Source organism: Methylomonas sp. 2F7 (assembly GCF_057126975.1).
Window position 1 is genome coordinate 869,075 of sequence record NZ_CP195203.1, and the last position, 16,888, is coordinate 885,962.

Genomic DNA, 16,888 nt, shown 5'->3' on the forward strand with positions numbered 1-16,888 from the left:
CTATTCCTTTGGTTCGAGTGGGTTGAGGAAATTTTAGGTTTGCTTAGTCAATGTTGCCTGACTATGATGCAGAAGCCTGATAGCGCATTATGTCGCCAGGATTGTACAACAAGCCAACCAAGGGTGATCTCGATGAATAATAAATATCATAAAATCAAGTATATCGTCATGCTGGGGCTGTTTGCCGCCGGCGTCAACGCGGCGGATATTGAAGCGGGCAAGGCGAAAGCCGCTGCGTGCCAAGGTTGCCACGGTGCGGCCGGCGTCAGCAGCAGCCCGTTATGGCCCAGTCTGGCGGGGCAGAGCGCGGTGTATATCGAGAGCCAGCTGAATAAATTCCGCAACGGCCAGCGCGAAAACCCGGTAATGAAGCCGTTGGCGTCAGGTTTGAGCGATACTGATATTCAAAATATTTCTGCATATTACGCCAGCTTGCACGGCAAATCGGCCGGTAGCAGCGACGCCAACTTGGTCAAATTGGGCAAAGACAAAGCTGCAATGTGTCTGGGTTGCCACGGCAATAATGCGCAAGGTATGGGTATGGTGCCGAAATTGGCCGGACAGCACCCGCAATATTTGGCCAAACAGCTGACCGATTTTAAAAAAGGCGCGCGCAAGGCGCCGCAAATGAATGCCCTGGCGCAGTCACTCAGTGATGATGACATCAAGGCTGTGGCGGCTTATTTGGGGTCTTTGTAGATTATTGTCATGTTCCGCATCGTTTAGAGTACCGGAGCGATGCGGTTGCTTTGTTGAATGTTTCGGCTAATCTAGTGCGCAGATTTGTCCGAATCCCACAATCCAAGCGCGTAGCAAATTAATAGTGCGATGAAATTAAATGGTCCAATGCGGATTGGGTTTTTGCTGGCTTGCGCCTCGGAGTCTTCGCTAGCCGATTCGTTGTCGTCCGACGTGACGTGGTCGGTGATTGGGCGCAACATCACCATTACTCAACCGTCCTTTGCCGGCGTGGGCAGGGGCAGTTTTGCCGGTAATTCGGCAACGGTAGGTTCGGGGTCCAGCGTCAATTTGGCTGGTAGTTACAACATCCAGGAAGGCGATACCAGTTATTGTCCAGGCTGCGTCATCCAGCTTTATAACGCTTGGATTGCCCCGGCTCAAGCCGGTTCTGCGGGCTTTTTCTCGGGAGTAATCTATCCCGGTTTTGGTAGCCAAAGCGGATCCTTCTCGAACCAACTCACTGCCCCTAAAACTCCTGGCACTTACTTTATTGGTCTTGGCGCAACGCTGGATTTTGTTTACCAACCGAATACTGCCGGTGGGTTCGGAAAAGATCAGAATGGCATTTCCGGTTTCGCGCCGTTCCAGGTTACTGTTACACCCTTAGCGCTGAGTCCCATTACGTCCAGCGACAGCTTCAGCACGCTGCCTGGTTACTATTACAGCACCGGCGGCAATTTCAGCAACCACGGCACATTGATCAATAACAGTGCCACGCTCAGTCATAGTTCAGGGGTTTTCTCCAACTTTGGCGCCATCAACAATCAAGGCGTACTTGAGAATGCTGGACAGATGGTCAATAGCGGCAGCATTGACAATGTTACCGGCAATACGCTGACAAACGTCGGCGAACTGGTTAATCAGGGTAGTTTCGGCAATGCCGGACAACTGAGTAATCAGGGTACTTTCAGCAATCACGGCGTGCTTAACAATACCGGGACCATCAGCAATAACGGCCAATTCAATCTGGCGCAAACCGGACTCATTACCGGGGCCGGCGATTTCTATAATAGTGCGCAAGGACGCGTCGATATTTCCGGTACCCATACGCATCGGTTTGATGGCAATGTCAGTAACGACGGTGTTTTTCGAACGGTTAACACCTCGGTGGCTTTTACCGGCAACTTTACGAATAACGGCCGCTATGAGAGCGATCCGTCGACCAATCAGTTCAACAATCTTTCGATAGGTTCCAGCGGCTATTTGGTGGGCGGTGCCGGCGATGTTTTCATTGTGACCGGTGATTTCAATAATGCCAGTACGCAAAATACGCTATGGAATACCGCGAATGCCGATCTGGTTTTCAGCGGACCCAACGCCACGCAACACGCAATGAGCTTGACGGGCAGCGACCAAGGACAAACCACCAGCGGTGCGATCAATAATTTTGCCTGGGGGTCGGTGACAGTGGCGAGCGGCAACGGCTTGCAGTTAATCGATGGCAATAGCACGCCCGGTGCTGCGCTGTATGCCAGCCGGCTGGTATTGGCGGATGGTGTAAACCAATTAAGCAACATCAGCAGCGATTACAATATCTACGTAGATCCGACTTTGCCCGAAAATCAGTATCTTTTGGGGGCGATACGCAGTTTTGGTGGCGGTAGGGGGCAATTGGCGCCCTGGAGCTTGCAGCCTTTTGCCGAAGAGACTACTACCGCGTCGGAATTAACCTTTAATCAACAGACCTTTGCGCCAGCCCTAAACGAGGCTTGCACTACTCCAAGCGGCATTTTGGCTACCCGGTGCTTGCAACTACAGGCGCTCAGTCCGGAGGAGCAAACCAGTGCTGTTGCCGCTTTGACTCCCGATCAAGTGCCGAGCCAGATGGCCGGGCCGGTGAAATTGGGGGCGACGCGCATGGATGGTCCGCTCACCCGGTTGGCGAGTTTACGCGCTGGCGGCGGCAGTGCGCCATTGTCGGTTAACTTTAACGGTATCCAATTATCCGCCAATACCTTGGGCGCTCAGGGGCTAGGCGGCGCGGCCGGCGATGACGAGTTGTTCCGCGATTCGCCGTTGGGTCTGTTTTTGCAAACCCGGTTTAATTTTGCCAATCTGCAAGGTGACGCCTGGGATCGCGGCTTCGATTCGCAAGCGCGCACCGTGACGGGCGGAGCGGATTATCGGCTTAGCGATAAATTGGTGGTTGGCGCGGCGTTTAACTACACGCACTCTTCTACGCAGTACGCCGATTCAGCCGGTAATATGAGTAGCGATACCTATCTGGGTGCGATTTACGGTAGCTATTATTTGCCCGAGGATATTTATCTGGATTGGGTGGGAAATTATGGCGCTAATGACTATGCCTTCAATCGCCAATATGCTTATTCCGGCTTCGCCGGCCAATCCACGTCTACAACCACCGGCAATCAATACGGTTTTGCCTTGAGCGGCGGCAAAGACTTTAATTGGGACGAATGGGCCATCGGCCCTTATCTGCGTTTGGAGTATTTGGGCATGAACATCGCCCGATATCAGGAGCAAAGCGGCAACGGCTTCGACATCATCACCGGGGAGCAGATCAATCATTCCTTCGTCAGTAATCTCGGTACCCAAATCAGTTATGCGCTCAGCACGCCATGGGGGGTGTTCACGCCGGCAGCTCGCGTGGAATGGGAGCATCAATACCTTAACGACAATCGTTTGATCCACATGCGTTTGGCGCAGGCCGAGCCAGGGCAGGGCAATTTTACGATTCAGACCGGCGAACCCGACCGCGATTACCTCAACCTCGGCGGTTCGGTTAGTGCAACATTACCCAATGGCGGATCCGGATTCGTGCGTTACGAAACCCGCTTAGGTCAAGCCAATATTTCTGACCATATCCTGGAAGCGGGCCTGCGGATGACTTTCTAGCTCCGCAAGCTCTTCTTGACCGTTACTGATACGGTGGCGGCGGCGGTAATCCGGGCGGTGGTGGCGGAATGCTCGGTTGCGCCGTTCTAGGGGCTGGCGATTGGTAAGAAAATTGCCCGGATACCGGTACTCTGTGCCCCTTGGCATACATGCATTGCACATAGGCATTGTCGTAACCTTGTTGAGTGGCATAGCCGGAGCGTCTTGATTCGCCGCTGCCGACGATAGTCCCGGCTACTAAACCGGAGCCCGCGCCGATTGCCGCTCCGCCGCCCCCACCAATTGCGGCGCCGGCTGCTGCGCCTACTGCCGTGCCGACCGCTGCACTGCCAATTTGGCTATCGGCGCTGGCCTGGTTCGGCGTGGCGCCGACTTGCCCGGCCGCGTATTGCTGACATTGATAATCGTCCTGGCGGAATTGTTCGAACGATAGGCCAGTGCCGGGCAGCGCCATTACGCTGGGGCCGGAGGGCATATGGGCGCAGCCGCTCAAGGCCAGTGCCGCGCAGATTTCCGCCATTTTCTTTTTAGTGTTCATGTTTGCGGTCTCCCTTTAATTTTGCGGCGTGGGCTCGACTTGTTGCCAGCCATTCGCACACTCTTTTATGTAAGGATAGTAGCCGGCCGGATCGTTACAGTAATACCAGTAGCCTTCGGCTAAGGGACCGTTCTGGGGTTGACTGCGCTCGCGTTCAATATAGACCGGGGGTTGCACTGGTACGGTGATAATTTCCCGCGGGTAATACGGATACGCCGGGTAGTAAGGATAAGCCGGGTAAAACGGTCTGGGATAGAGTGGCGCACCAAAGTAAAAGCCAAAACCCGGACGGAAATGGCCGCCAAAATGCCGACCGCCGTGATGGTGAAACGGGTCGGCGTTCGCGCTTAGTGCCCATGCCGACAGTAAAGCGATCAGCGGGGCTGTCATCCACTTTTTGAATTTAAACATACTTACCTCTGGTTTGCTTGCCGGGTTGGAAACGGGATCTCAATCAGCACGCTTAAACCGCCTTGCGGCCGGTTGCTGGCGCTGATGCTGCCGCCATGCGCCTCAACGGCGCGATGCGCGATGGTGAGTCCCAGGCCGGTGCTGTGCGGCTTTTGTGCTTGTCCGCTACGGAAAAACGGCTGAAAAATAGCCGTCAAATCCTGATCGGGTACCCCAGGGCCGTCATCGTCCACCCGAATTCTTAAGCGACGATTATCGCTATCAAAATCGGCGGCAATTAATACCGTGCCTTCGGCTTTACAGTGCTGCACCGCATTACGCAGCACGTTTTCGATAGCGCGATGCAATAGTTCGCTTTGGCATTCGACTATCACGTCAATATCGCCGTGATAGCTCATTGCGATACGCTTTGCTTCCGCCTCGAAACGCACGTCGGCGACAATGTCGGCCATTAGGTCGTCGAGATTGATTAGATCAAGTTTTCCTGGCGCAACGCCCGCTTCCAGCTTCGATAGCATCAATAATTCGCCGACCAAATCGCTGATGCGTTGCGATTCGCGTTCGATACGTTCCAGCGTAGCCGGCAATTTTTCCGGTTGTTGTTGGGCTAGACCAATAGCGGCTTGGATACGCGCCAACGGTGAGCGCAGTTCATGAGACACATCGTGCAGCAGATGTTGCTGGGCACTGATTAGCGAGCAGATTTTTTGCGCCATATGGTCAAAGTCCCGACCCAGGTCCGCCAATTCGTCGCTCCGTCTACCCATTGCATTACCGATTCGCGTATTCAGCCGGCCTTGAGCCACAGCGCTAAACGCATCGCGCAGGTTGCGAATGGGTTTGGCGAAATACCAGGCCAACAGTCCGCTGAACAGCAGACTGGCCAAACAGCCGGAGATTATCGGTAAAATCGGCGCGGGCGGTTCGCGGTGCGGGCGAGGGCTATGCTCCTCCGGGTTACCGCTCGGCGGGGGCGGCCGATCTCCAGGCATAGCGCCGTCGAAGCCAAAGGGAGGTAGTCCGGGATGACCCGGAAATGACGGCCTGAACAGGTCGCCAAAACCGTGCTCGGGCAAGGGTACAAAAAGCAGATAACGGTGACCGTCGTCGGCCGAAATCATTTGGATGGCATCCGGGTAGGCATTTTTTCGATGTAAGGCTCGGGCCTGTTGCAATACCTCTGCCGCTAACGGCCTGCCCAACAACTCCCGGTCCGTATCGTCTAACGCGTATATCGGTGGAAAGCGGGTGTTTTGCAAGGTCTGAATAAAGTCGTGTAGGCCCTTGACGCCGCCATGCGGTAAGGTGCTGGCGGCCAGCTTGACCAGCGAGGCGCGTCTGACATCGACGACATCGGCTTGCTTGGACGACAGGTTTTGCTGTGCGGAGTGTCTGAGCCAAACGGCGGTACCCACACCAATGCCCGCCGTTAACAACGCCAGCCAGAACGCAAAGAAAAACTTCCAGAACAATCTGCCCATCTTATTCCTTGACCATCTGGTAGCCTTGGCCGCGCACGGTCTGAATGTAAGAGCGGCCGTCCGGCTGGTTGTCGAGTTTCTGGCGGATGCTGCTCATATGCACATCGATGCTTCTATCGAAACGTGCCAGTGGCCGTCCCAGGGCTTTTTCGGAGAGCTCGTTTTTGCTGACGACTCGGCCTACCTGGCTGGCCAAGGTTTCCAGCAAATTGAATTCGGTACTGGTTAAGTTCAGGTCTTGTTCAAACCACACGGCTTTGCGTTTTTCCGGCCACAGTTGTAAAGGGCCGGCCACAATCGGTCCTTGCAATACATTCGCGGCAGGGTGGGTTCGGCGCAAAATTGCGCGGATTCTTGCGACCAGTTCTCTGGGCGTGCAAGGCTTGGGGACATAGTCGTCGGCGCCGGATTCCAGGCCAATGATTCGGTCCACATCATCGCCCTTGGCGGTGAACATCAGTACCGGAACCCTGCTTTCCAGGCGGATGCGCGTCAATATCTCGGTGCCTTTGATATCCGGAAACATGATGTCCAAAATGACCAGTTGATATTCGCCGGATAGGGCATGTTGCAGTCCGGATGCGCCGGTATGGCTGACGTCCACCGCAAAACCTTCCTGCGCCAGATACTCCTGGAATAATGTGGCCAGTTCTACGTCGTCATCGATAATTAACACTTTGTGCATGATTGTCGCTCGTTGGCTGTGTGGTCATCATCATAGCCCCGGCTTCCGCCGACAACCAGCGGGGTTTACCTGATTTTACACGGCACTAACAGCACTTAACCTCTGATTTGAAATACTGACTACGACGAAATCGAACAGGTTTTGTCCTTATGTTTATCATCATTTTTGAGGCATTTTTTATGAAAAAAATAGTATTGTTACTCGGCTTGTTACCCTTAACCGCGATGGCTCAGCCACCGCATGGCGAACACCACGGCGGCGGCAAACCGCCGATGCATATGTTCGGCGAAGCGGACGGCGAGCAACATTTGCCGCGGTATTTGAAGAAACTTGATCTCAGCGAAAAGCAGGAAGCCGATATCAAAGATTTAATGAAGACCCGATTCGGCGACGGGCAGGCCCGTTTTAAAGAAGAGCATGCATTGAGAGGCGAATTGCACGCTTTGAGCTTTTCCGCAGATTACGATGAGGGAAAGACCAAAGCCTTGCTTGAGAAATCTACCGCTATGCATCAGCAGATGGCTTTGGAAAAATCCAAGCTTGATCATGAGATTTTTATGTTGTTAACGGCTGAACAGCAAGAAAAACTGAAAGCTGAAATCGGCAAATTCGAACACTGAATGAACCTGTTGTCCCTGCATAGCCCGTTGCAGTGGCTGCTGGCACCCGGGCAGTCCGGCTAAGGTGGAATTGGCAATAAATACAGCGTCTTTGTGAACGATCAGAATCTTAGCGACGCACCAAGTTAGAAAATTGTTAATGACCAAACAGCCATAATTTCGTAAAATCACTCAAGTTTTTATCTATCAGGAACGGGATGAGTCGCAAGACTTATCCCGTTTTCTACATCTAAGGTGGCCAATCTTGAACAAACCTGCATTACTGGTACTAGAAGACGGGACAGTGTTTCACGGCATTTCGATCGGTGCCGACGGCTGTTCCGTGGGAGAAGTGGTTTTTAACACGGCACTGACCGGCTATCAAGAAATACTCAGCGACCCGTCATACGCACGGCAAATCGTCACATTGACCTATCCGCATATAGGCAATGTCGGTACCAACGCTGAAGACGACGAATCGGCAAAAGTGTTTGCCAGTGGTCTGGTGATACGCGACTTGCCTTTGCTGGCCAGCAGCTGGCGTAACGCGAAAACCCTGCCGGAATATCTGCGCGAGCATAAAGTGGTGGCGATTGCCGATATCGACACCCGCAAATTAACCCGCTTGCTACGCGACAAAGGCGCGCAACGCGGTTGCATCATTGCTGGCGAATCCGTTGATTTAGACGCTGCGAAACAAGCCATCGAAGGCTTTCCGGGCCTGAAAGGCATGGATCTGGCGAAGGAAGTGACTACCGCGCAAGCCTATGTCTGGACCGAAAATGTCTGGAAGCTCGGTGAAGGTCATAAGCAAGCGCCTGATTTGACCAAGCATGTGGTGGCTTACGATTTTGGTATTAAGCGCAATATCCTGCGTTTGCTGGCCAATCGCGGCTGTAGGGTGACGGTTGTGCCGGCTACTACGCCAGCCGAAACGGTTTTGGCAATGAATCCCGACGGTGTATTTCTCTCCAATGGCCCAGGGGACCCGGAGCCATGCACTTATGCCATCGAGGCGATTAAAACCATCTTGGATAAAAAAGTACCGGTGTTTGGCATTTGCTTGGGGCATCAGTTATTGGCCTTAGCCAGCGGCGCAAAAACCGAGAAAATGAAATTCGGTCATCACGGCGCCAACCACCCGGTGCAAGAACTGGCAACCGGTCGGGTGATGATTAGCAGCCAAAATCACGGCTTTGCGGCCAGCCCTGATTCATTGCCTGCCAATTTAAAAGCAACCTACGTTTCGCTGTTCGACGGTAGTTTGCAAGGTATCGCCCGTACCGACGTGCCGGCCTTCAGTTTTCAGGGTCACCCCGAAGCCAGTCCCGGTCCGCACGATGTCGAGTCCTTGTTCGACGATTTCATCGATTTGATGAACCAGCCTCGTTCCGCTTAAGTTTTATACAGAGTGATATGCCAAAAAGAACCGACATAAAATCGATTTTATTACTGGGCGCCGGACCGATTGTCATCGGTCAGGCCTGCGAGTTTGATTATTCCGGTACCCAGGCTTGCAAAGCCTTGCGGGAAGAGGGTTTTCGGGTGATTCTGGTTAACTCCAATCCGGCGACGATCATGACCGATCCGGATATGGCCGATGCGATTTACATTGAGCCTATCGATTGGCAAACCGTCGAAAAAATCATTGAAAAGGAACGTCCTGACGCAGTGTTACCGACCATGGGTGGTCAGACTGCGTTGAACTGCGCGCTGGCGCTGGACAAGCACGGCGTACTGGAAAAATACGGCGTGGAAATGATAGGCGCGACCAAGGAAGCCATTAACATGGCTGAGGATCGCGCGCTGTTCAATGAAGCAATGGCCCGCATTGGTCTGGAAGTGTCCAGAGCCAAAATCGCTCATAACATGGAAGAAGCGTTTGCGGCACAAGAAGAAGTCGGTTACCCCACGGTAGTCCGTCCTTCCTTCACGATGGGCGGCAGCGGCGGCGGTATTGCTTATAACCGCGAAGAATTCATCGAGATTTGCGAACGTGGCCTGTATTTATCACCGACCAGCGAATTGTTGATCGAAGAATCCATTCTGGGCTGGAAAGAGTTCGAAATGGAAGTGGTGCGCGACTCAAAGGACAACTGCATCATTATCTGCTCGATCGAAAACTTCGATCCGATGGGCGTGCACACCGGCGACTCGATTACCGTCGCCCCGGCGCAAACCCTCACCGACAAGGAATATCAAATTCTGCGTAACGCTTCGTTGGCGGTACTTCGGGAAATCGGCGTCGATACTGGTGGTTCCAATGTGCAGTTTGCCATCAATCCCGATACCGGCCGCTTGATCGTCATTGAGATGAACCCCAGGGTGTCGCGCTCGTCGGCATTGGCCTCCAAAGCTACGGGTTTCCCCATTGCCAAAGTCGCGGCCAAATTGGCTGTGGGCTACACGTTGGATGAACTGCGCAACGAAATCACCGGCGGTGCGACACCGGCGTCGTTCGAGCCGTCTATTGACTACGTGGTTACCAAGGTGCCGCGTTTTGCCTTCGAAAAATTCCCGCAAGCCAATGACCGTCTGACGACGCAGATGAAGTCGGTCGGCGAAGTGATGGCGATTGGTCGTACTTTTCAGGAATCTTTGCAAAAAGCCTTGCGCGGCTTGGAAGTGGGTGTGGATGGTCTGGATGAAATCGCCGATCTAAGCGATGCCAACAGCGAGGATATTATACTTAGGGAGTTGCGTTATCCCGGTCCTGAGCGCTTGTGGTATCTGGCTGACGCCTTTCGCAGCGGTTTGAGTTTCGAAGATATTCATCAGGCCTGTAAGATTGATCCATGGTTCCTGGCGCAGGTCGAGGATTTGATTGTCACCGAAAAAACCTTGTCCACCAAGACCCTGGCAACGCTGGAGCCGGGAGAATTATTGCGTCTGAAACGCAAAGGCTTCTCCGATAGACGCCTCGCGAAACTGCTGGAAACCAAGGAATCGGAAGTGCGTAGCGTGCGCCACAAGAAAGGCGTGCGTCCTGTTTACAAGCGTATCGATTCATGCGCGGCGGAGTTTGCTTCCGATACGGCTTATCTGTATTCGACTTACGAACAGGAATGCGAGGCCAATCCGTCTAATAAAGAAAAAATCATTATTCTGGGCGGCGGTCCGAATCGAATCGGTCAGGGTATCGAGTTTGACTATTGCTGCGTGCATGCCGCGTTGGCGCTGCGCGAAGATGGTTATGAAACCATCATGGTCAACTGTAACCCGGAAACTGTTTCCACCGACTTCGATACGTCTGACCGTTTGTATTTCGAGCCCTTGACCCTGGAAGACGTGCTGGAAATCATCGAGCTGGAAAAGCCGAAGGGTGTGATCGTCCAGTACGGCGGACAAACACCGTTGAAACTGGCCCGGGCCTTGGAGGCCGCTGGTGCGCCGATTATCGGCACTTCGCCCGATTCCATAGACTTGGCCGAAGACCGCGAACGCTTCCAGAAATTGCTGGAGCGCCTGAATCTGTTGCAGCCACCCAACGCCACTGCGCGTTCGGTCGAGCAAGCCGTTAATTCCGCTCGCGAGCTGGGTTATCCCTTGGTCGTACGTCCATCTTACGTACTGGGCGGCAGAGCCATGGAAATCGTATTCAACGAGGAAGGCTTGCGTCGCTACATGAAAGAAGCGGTCAGCGTATCCAACGATTCGCCGGTTCTGCTGGACCGCTTCCTGGACGATGCGGTGGAAATGGACGTCGATGCGATTTACGACGGTGAGACCGTGTTGATCGGCGGCTTGATGGAGCATATCGAGCAAGCCGGCGTACATTCCGGCGACTCCGCGTGTTCCTTGCCGCCCTATGATTTGCCCGCGCATATGCAGGATCAATTGCGTGCGCAAGTGGCGAAAATGGCCGAAGCGCTGGGTGTGCGCGGTTTGATGAACACTCAGTTTGCGATTCAAGGGGAAACCATTTACGTGTTGGAAGTCAATCCGCGCGCCTCGCGTACCGCACCGTTCGTGTCCAAGGCTACCGGTTATCCGCTGGCGAAAATCGCCGCGCGGGTTATGGTCGGTAAATCCTTGAAAGAACAGGGCATCACCGAAGAGCGTATTCCGGAATATTTCTCGGTGAAAGAAGCGGTGTTCCCATTCATTAAGTTCCCTGGCGTCGATCCGTTGTTGGGGCCGGAAATGAAATCGACCGGTGAGGTGATGGGGGTTGGTAAAACTTTCGGCGAAGCGTTCGCCAAATCGCAACGTGCTTCGGGCGTGGATTTGAGCCACAGCGGCAAAGTTTTGATTAGTATCCGCGACGCCGACAAACCGAAGTTGCCGGAATTGGCCAAAATGCTGATTGCCAAAGACTACGAAATCGTCGCGACCCGCGGTACGGCCAGGGTGTTGAAAGAAGCCGGCATTCCTTGCAAGGAAATCTTCAAGGTCAACGAAGGTCGGCCCAATACCGTGGATATGATTAAAAACGGCGAGGTGCAGTTAATCGTCAATACCACCGAAGGTGTTAAAGCCGTGGCTGATTCGTTTACGATGCGTCGCGAAGCCTTGCAGCGCAAAGTTACCTATTACACGACGATGGCGGGTGCGCGTGCGGCTTGTTATGCCTTGGGTGAACTCGATGCGGGCGATGTGAATTGTCTGCAAGACTTGCACAAAACATTTTAACGGATGAATTTGAATTCAAGAGGGGAGCAGTAAATGCAAAAGTTTCCACTAACAGTGGTGGGTGCCAATAAATTGCGCGCCGAATTGGAAGAACTTAAAACCGTGGTTAGACCGCGTATCATTCAGGCTATCTCTGAAGCGCGTGCACACGGCGATTTAAAAGAAAATGCGGAGTACCACGCGGCGCGCGAGCAGCAAAGTTTTGCCGAGGGGCGGATCGCGGAGATTGAAGGCAAGTTATCCAATGCCAATATCATTGATGTCACAAAAACCGAAGCCAACGGCAAAGTCGTATTCGGGGCGACAGTAGAAATCGAGGATCTCGATTCCGGCAAGACGGTGACGTATCAGATCGTCGGCGAAGACGAGGCCAATATCAAGGAAGGCCGCATTTCGGTGGGGTCGCCGATTGCCAGGGCATTAATCGGCAAGGAAGTGGAAGATGTCGTGACGGTAAAAGCGCCGGGTGGCAATATCGAATACGAGATTCTCTCGGTTCAGTATATTTAAGCTGATTGGTTGATGGGGAGGAGCGCCTCCCCATTGGCTTTATTTTTTTGGGTTCAAACGATAAATAACGGCTACTTGACCAATCGATTGCACCAGTTCGGCCTTGGTTTGGGCGCAGATTTGTTCTCTAATGGCGGAACGCTCATCTCTTTCCGCGCGAATTTTGACTTTGATCAACTCGTGAGCGTCAAGCGCCACATTAATTTCTTTAATAACCGCGTCGGTCAAGCCGGCCTGGCCGATAATCACCACGGGATTAAGTGGGTGAGCCTGAGCTTTCAGCTTTTTCTTTTGAATAGGATTCACTCTGTTTCCTTAACTTTATAAACCCGGCAATTTTACACGAATAGAAAATATGGCACGCAGCAAAAGTAGCCAGCAATGGATGCAGGAACATTTCCAAGACGAGTATGTCAAGAAAGCACAGGCAATGGGTTATCGCTCTCGTGCCGTGTTCAAACTGATAGAAATCCAAGAAAAAGACAAAATCATAAAACCTGGTATTAATATAGTTGACCTAGGCGCCGCACCGGGCGGGTGGTCGGAATATGTCAGCAAAATCGTCGGTAAAAAAAATAAGGTGATTGCGCTGGATTTGTTGGCTATCGATCCTATTGACGGTGTGGATTTTATTCAAGGCGACTTCCGGGAAGACGAAGTGCTTGAGCAACTCTATAAAGTGCTTGATGGCGAACCGGTTCACTTGTTATTGTCGGACATGGCCCCCAATATGAGTGGTAGCCGGGAAATGGATCAGCCACGGGCCATTTACCTGGGCGAATTGGCCCTGGATGCCGCGCAACATATATTGGCTAAGGGCGGTACGTTTTTGATCAAGATGTTTCAGGGCGCCGGATTTGATGAATACTATAATCAAGTGCGTCAGCAGTTCAGCAGTGTGGTGATTAGAAAGCCGAAAGCTTCGCGGCCCAGAAGTAACGAAGTGTATATTTTGGCGAAAGGTTTTAAATAAATATGCGATAGTCGCCGTTCATAGGGCTATGATGGCGGTGGGATGCGAGTAGTCCTGATACAATTACTCGGTTTTTAAATTTTGAGGCCAATCCAGGCCGGAGCGCGTAACTTGAGCGATATGATTAAAAATTTAATTTTGTGGGTGGTCATCGCCGTAGTGTTGATGGCTGTATTCAACAGTTTCGGGTCGCGGGCGATTCGTAGCGACGCGACTTTTTCGTACTCGCAATTGATCGACGCTGTCAAAGCTGGACAAGTTCAGCAGGTTGCGATCTCCGATAATACTGTCAAAGGCAAAATGGTCTCCGGCGATAAGTTTAAGACTTATATGCCTAACGATCCGCATTTGATCGACGATTTGTTGGCTAACGGTGTGGAAATATCCGTTCAGCCCCCCGAAGAACCTTCCATGCTGATGCAAATATTCGTGTCATTCGGCCCGATTTTGTTGCTGATCGCTGTATGGGTATTCTTCATGCGCCAAATGCAAGGCGGCGGTGTGGGTGGTCGTGGCGGCGCGATGGGCTTTGGTAAAAGCAAAGCGCGGATGCTGGATCAGGATCAGAACAAGGTGACTTTCGCTGACGTGGCGGGGTGCGACGAGGCTAAGGAAGAGGTCGAAGAAATGGTCGACTTCCTTAAAGACCCGGCGAAATACCAAAAGCTGGGTGGCAAAGTGCCGCGCGGCGCCTTGATGGTCGGTCCTCCGGGTACCGGTAAAACCTTGTTGGCCAGAGCGATTGCCGGCGAAGCGAAAGTGCCGTTTTTCACTATTTCCGGTTCGGACTTCGTGGAAATGTTCGTCGGTGTCGGTGCTTCCAGGGTGCGCGACATGTTCGAACAGGCCAAAAAACATGCACCGTGCATTATCTTCATCGATGAGATCGATGCGGTTGGTCGTTCACGCGGCGCCGGTTTAGGCGGCGGTAACGACGAGCGCGAACAAACCTTGAACCAATTGCTGGTTGAGATGGACGGCTTCGAAGGTCACGAAGGTATTATCGTTATCGCGGCTACCAACCGTTCCGACGTGCTGGATAAGGCTTTGTTGCGTCCAGGTCGTTTCGACCGTCAAGTGGTAGTGGGATTGCCTGATGTCAGAGGCCGTGAGCAGATCCTCAACGTGCATCTGAAAAAAGTACCGGCGGCCGACGATGTCAAAATCAAATACATTGCGCAAGGTACGCCAGGATTTTCCGGTGCCGATTTAGCCAATCTGGTTAACGAAGCTGCCTTGTTCGCCGCGCGCTATAACAAGCGTTTGGTCAGCATGGTTGATTTGGAAAAAGCCAAGGACAAGCTGATCATGGGTGCGGAAAGACGTTCCATGGTGATGGACGAGAAAGAAAAGAAAATGACTGCGTACCACGAAGCCGGTCACGCTATCGTCGGTCGCTTGGTACCTGAGCACGATCCTGTCTACAAAGTCAGTATCATGCCGCGCGGCCGTGCGTTGGGTGTGACGATGTTCTTGCCGGAACGCGATCAATACAGTGCCAGCAAACGTAAATTAGACAGCATGATCTCCAGTTTATACGGCGGTAGGATTGCCGAGGAATTGATTTTTGGCTGGGAACAAGTTTCCACCGGTGCTTCCAATGACATCGAACGTGCTACCGAGTTGGCCAGAAACATGGTCACCAAATGGGGCTTGTCGCAACGTCTTGGACCATTGGCATACAGCGAAGAAGAAGGCGAGATTTTCTTGGGTCGCTCCGTCACCCAACATAAATCTGTGGCGGAAGAGACTTCTCACACCATCGACGAAGAAATCCGGTCTATCATTGATAGAAATTATGAAAGAGCGGAAAAGATTCTGAAAGAAAACGAAGACATTCTGCATGCAATGGCGGATGCCTTGATGAAGTACGAAACCATCGATAAATATCAAATCGATGATTTGATGGAAAGAAAGCCGGTGAGAGAGCCAAAAGGTTGGGACGACACCCCGTCTTCCAGCGGAGGTATCAAAAGCGATCATTGGGATCAGAAAGATACCGATCCGTCCATCGGAGGCGCGGCCGAGCAGGGCTGATGCCTTAACGGCAAAAGCGAGAGAGGCTCCGGCCTCTCTTTTTTTTGGGATTTAGTTAAGAGAGTTTTTGAGTATGGCAAAAAAATATTTCGGTACCGACGGTATTCGCGGCAAGGTTGGAGAATACCCCATCACTGCCGACTTTATGCTAAAGCTGGGTTGGGCGACGGGCAGGGTCTTTGCAAAAGAAGGCAGTGGCTTTGTGTTGGTGGGTAAAGACACACGCATTTCCGGCTACATGTTTGAGTCTGCTCTGGAAGCGGGTTTGTCGGCGGCTGGCGTAGATACTCGGATGTTAGGCCCCATGCCTACGCCAGGTATTGCTTATTTGACCCGCACCTTAAGAGCCAAAGCTGGCATCGTGATCAGCGCTTCCCACAATCCTTACTACGACAACGGTATCAAGTTTTTTTCGGTGGACGGCGCCAAATTGCCGGATGAGGTAGAACATCAGATCGAACAATATCTGGATACACCTATGACCACTGTCGAATCGGCAAAATTAGGTAAAGCCAAACGGGTCAGCGATGCCGCCGGTCGCTACATCGAATTTTGTAAAGCAACCGTGCCGCCGCAATTGGACTTTAAAGGCATGCGGATCGTCATCGATTGTGCCAACGGCGCCACGTATCACATTGCGCCGCATGTATTCAGCGAAGTCGGAGCCGAGGTGGTTACGATTGGTGCTGAGCCGGATGGTTTGAACATCAACGACGAGTGCGGCGCCACCAAGCCGGAAAATTTGGCCGCTAAAGTACTCGAGTTTCGCGCCGATCTGGGCATAGCACTGGATGGCGACGGCGACAGGATTATCATGGTCGATCACAAAGGCGAAATCGTCGATGGCGACGAGTTGATTTACATCATTGCTAAATCACGCCTAGAAGAAGGCAAGCTGTTCGGCCCCGTGATCGGCACCCTGATGTCAAATCTGGGTATGGAGCATGCGCTGAAAGCCGTCGGTGTGCCCTTGTTGCGCGCAAACGTCGGCGATCGTTATGTAATGGAAATGTTGACGGAGCACAAAGGCATGCTGGGTGGCGAAGGCTCCGGACATATCATCTGTCTGGATAAAACCACCACGGGCGACGGCATCGTTTCCGCCTTGCAAGTGCTCGCGGAAATGCAACACACCGGTAAAAGCCTGAACGAGCTTAAATCCGGCATGAGCAAATATCCGCAAGTGTTGGTTAACGTCAGAATCGATAAAAAAGTCAAAATCGAAGAGATCGACAGCATCAAAAAAGCCGTGGAAGCAGTAGAGAAAAAACTGGGAGAGCGGGGCAGGGTATTGCTCAGATCCTCAGGCACCGAGCCTTTGATCAGAGTGATGGTCGAAGGCGTTGACGAAGACGAGGTGGTGAGGTTTGCCAATCAACTGGCCGCCGATGTCAAGAAAGCGATTCCGGCTTGAACTAAAAGGTT

The 16,888-nt window shown here is 52.6% G+C and carries 14 protein-coding genes; 9 read left to right on the forward strand and 5 right to left on the reverse strand.

Features of this window, described 5'->3' with window-relative positions; translation table 11 throughout:
• The first annotated feature begins 132 nt into the window (after window positions 1-132).
• Window positions 133-699, forward strand: coding sequence for a c-type cytochrome (locus ACR64Q_RS04100; protein ID WP_026603827.1), 567 nt, complete (start codon window positions 133-135; stop codon window positions 697-699).
• A gap of 129 nt (window positions 700-828) precedes the next feature.
• Complete coding sequence (locus ACR64Q_RS04105; protein ID WP_313733663.1) at window positions 829-3,597, forward strand: autotransporter family protein; 2,769 nt, start codon at window positions 829-831, stop codon at window positions 3,595-3,597.
• A 22-nt stretch (window positions 3,598-3,619) separates the two neighbouring features.
• On the opposite strand, the gene ACR64Q_RS04110 is transcribed toward ACR64Q_RS04105, so the two are convergent.
• From ACR64Q_RS04110 to ACR64Q_RS04125, 4 genes are read right to left on the reverse strand one after another with little or no spacing between them, the layout of a single operon-like run.
• Entirely contained in the window at window positions 3,620-4,135 is a 516-nt protein-coding gene (locus ACR64Q_RS04110; protein ID WP_313733664.1) for a glycine zipper family protein, read from the reverse strand.
• A 15-nt stretch (window positions 4,136-4,150) separates the two neighbouring features.
• A complete protein-coding gene (locus tag ACR64Q_RS04115) occupies window positions 4,151-4,546 on the reverse strand; it encodes a hypothetical protein (RefSeq protein ID WP_026603830.1) in 396 nt (131 codons plus the stop codon).
• Window positions 4,547-4,548: 2 nt separating this feature from the next.
• A complete protein-coding gene (locus ACR64Q_RS04120) occupies window positions 4,549-6,027 on the reverse strand; it encodes a sensor histidine kinase (protein ID WP_313733665.1) in 1,479 nt (492 codons plus the stop codon).
• A 1-nt stretch (window position 6,028) separates the two neighbouring features.
• On the reverse strand, window positions 6,029-6,712 hold the full coding sequence (locus tag ACR64Q_RS04125; RefSeq protein WP_313733666.1) for a response regulator transcription factor: 684 nt from the start codon (window positions 6,710-6,712) through the stop codon (window positions 6,029-6,031).
• A 179-nt stretch (window positions 6,713-6,891) separates the two neighbouring features.
• Here ACR64Q_RS04125 and ACR64Q_RS04130 point away from each other — a divergent pair, with 179 nt between their 5' ends.
• From ACR64Q_RS04130 to greA, 4 genes are all read left to right on the forward strand, one after another.
• Entirely contained in the window at window positions 6,892-7,332 is a 441-nt protein-coding gene (locus ACR64Q_RS04130; RefSeq protein WP_313733667.1) for a Spy/CpxP family protein refolding chaperone, read from the forward strand.
• A gap of 244 nt (window positions 7,333-7,576) precedes the next feature.
• Window positions 7,577-8,710, forward strand: coding sequence for a glutamine-hydrolyzing carbamoyl-phosphate synthase small subunit (gene carA / locus ACR64Q_RS04135; RefSeq protein WP_313733668.1), 1,134 nt, complete (start codon window positions 7,577-7,579; stop codon window positions 8,708-8,710).
• Window positions 8,711-8,727: 17 nt separating this feature from the next.
• Complete coding sequence (gene carB / locus ACR64Q_RS04140; RefSeq protein WP_313733669.1) at window positions 8,728-11,943, forward strand: carbamoyl-phosphate synthase large subunit; 3,216 nt, start codon at window positions 8,728-8,730, stop codon at window positions 11,941-11,943.
• A gap of 33 nt (window positions 11,944-11,976) precedes the next feature.
• On the forward strand, window positions 11,977-12,453 hold the full coding sequence (gene greA / locus ACR64Q_RS04145; protein ID WP_020485125.1) for a transcription elongation factor GreA: 477 nt from the start codon (window positions 11,977-11,979) through the stop codon (window positions 12,451-12,453).
• Between the two features lie 39 nt (window positions 12,454-12,492).
• On the opposite strand, the gene yhbY is transcribed toward greA, so the two are convergent.
• The gene (gene yhbY, locus ACR64Q_RS04150) at window positions 12,493-12,759 is read right to left on the reverse strand and encodes a ribosome assembly RNA-binding protein YhbY (protein WP_313733670.1); all 267 of its coding nucleotides are present in this window, start codon (window positions 12,757-12,759) and stop codon (window positions 12,493-12,495) included.
• Window positions 12,760-12,808: 49 nt separating this feature from the next.
• On the opposite strand from yhbY, the gene rlmE reads away from it, so the two are divergent.
• The 3 genes from rlmE to glmM all read left to right on the forward strand — a co-directional run bounded on the left by rlmE (window position 12,809) and on the right by glmM (window position 16,877).
• Window positions 12,809-13,426 carry a 23S rRNA (uridine(2552)-2'-O)-methyltransferase RlmE gene (rlmE, locus tag ACR64Q_RS04155; protein ID WP_171696153.1) on the forward strand — a complete coding sequence of 206 codons (618 nt, stop codon included), beginning with the start codon at window positions 12,809-12,811 and terminating at the stop codon, window positions 13,424-13,426.
• A 120-nt stretch (window positions 13,427-13,546) separates the two neighbouring features.
• Window positions 13,547-15,463, forward strand: a complete 1,917-nt coding sequence (gene ftsH, locus ACR64Q_RS04160; protein ID WP_026603838.1) for an ATP-dependent zinc metalloprotease FtsH — start codon at window positions 13,547-13,549, stop codon at window positions 15,461-15,463.
• A gap of 73 nt (window positions 15,464-15,536) precedes the next feature.
• Window positions 15,537-16,877, forward strand: coding sequence for a phosphoglucosamine mutase (gene glmM / locus ACR64Q_RS04165; RefSeq protein ID WP_313733671.1), 1,341 nt, complete (start codon window positions 15,537-15,539; stop codon window positions 16,875-16,877).
• Window positions 16,878-16,888: the final 11 nt, after the last annotated feature.

What these genes read in the sequence shown, in the direction of transcription:
- ACR64Q_RS04100 (WP_026603827.1), top strand. Translation starts at nt 133, where the DNA reads ATGAATAATAAATATCATAAAATCAAGTATATCGTCATGCTGGGGCTG.
- ACR64Q_RS04105 (WP_313733663.1), top strand. Translation starts at nt 829, where the DNA reads ATGAAATTAAATGGTCCAATGCGGATTGGGTTTTTGCTGGCTTGCGCC.
- ACR64Q_RS04110 (WP_313733664.1), bottom strand. Translation starts at nt 4,135, where the DNA reads ATGAACACTAAAAAGAAAATGGCGGAAATCTGCGCGGCACTGGCCTTG.
- ACR64Q_RS04115 (WP_026603830.1), bottom strand. Translation starts at nt 4,546, where the DNA reads ATGTTTAAATTCAAAAAGTGGATGACAGCCCCGCTGATCGCTTTACTG.
- ACR64Q_RS04120 (WP_313733665.1), bottom strand. Translation starts at nt 6,027, where the DNA reads ATGGGCAGATTGTTCTGGAAGTTTTTCTTTGCGTTCTGGCTGGCGTTG.
- ACR64Q_RS04125 (WP_313733666.1), bottom strand. Translation starts at nt 6,712, where the DNA reads ATGCACAAAGTGTTAATTATCGATGACGACGTAGAACTGGCCACATTA.
- ACR64Q_RS04130 (WP_313733667.1), top strand. Translation starts at nt 6,892, where the DNA reads ATGAAAAAAATAGTATTGTTACTCGGCTTGTTACCCTTAACCGCGATG.
- carB (WP_313733669.1), top strand. Translation starts at nt 8,728, where the DNA reads ATGCCAAAAAGAACCGACATAAAATCGATTTTATTACTGGGCGCCGGA.
- greA (WP_020485125.1), top strand. Translation starts at nt 11,977, where the DNA reads ATGCAAAAGTTTCCACTAACAGTGGTGGGTGCCAATAAATTGCGCGCC.
- rlmE (WP_171696153.1), top strand. Translation starts at nt 12,809, where the DNA reads ATGGCACGCAGCAAAAGTAGCCAGCAATGGATGCAGGAACATTTCCAA.
- ftsH (WP_026603838.1), top strand. Translation starts at nt 13,547, where the DNA reads ATGATTAAAAATTTAATTTTGTGGGTGGTCATCGCCGTAGTGTTGATG.
- glmM (WP_313733671.1), top strand. Translation starts at nt 15,537, where the DNA reads ATGGCAAAAAAATATTTCGGTACCGACGGTATTCGCGGCAAGGTTGGA.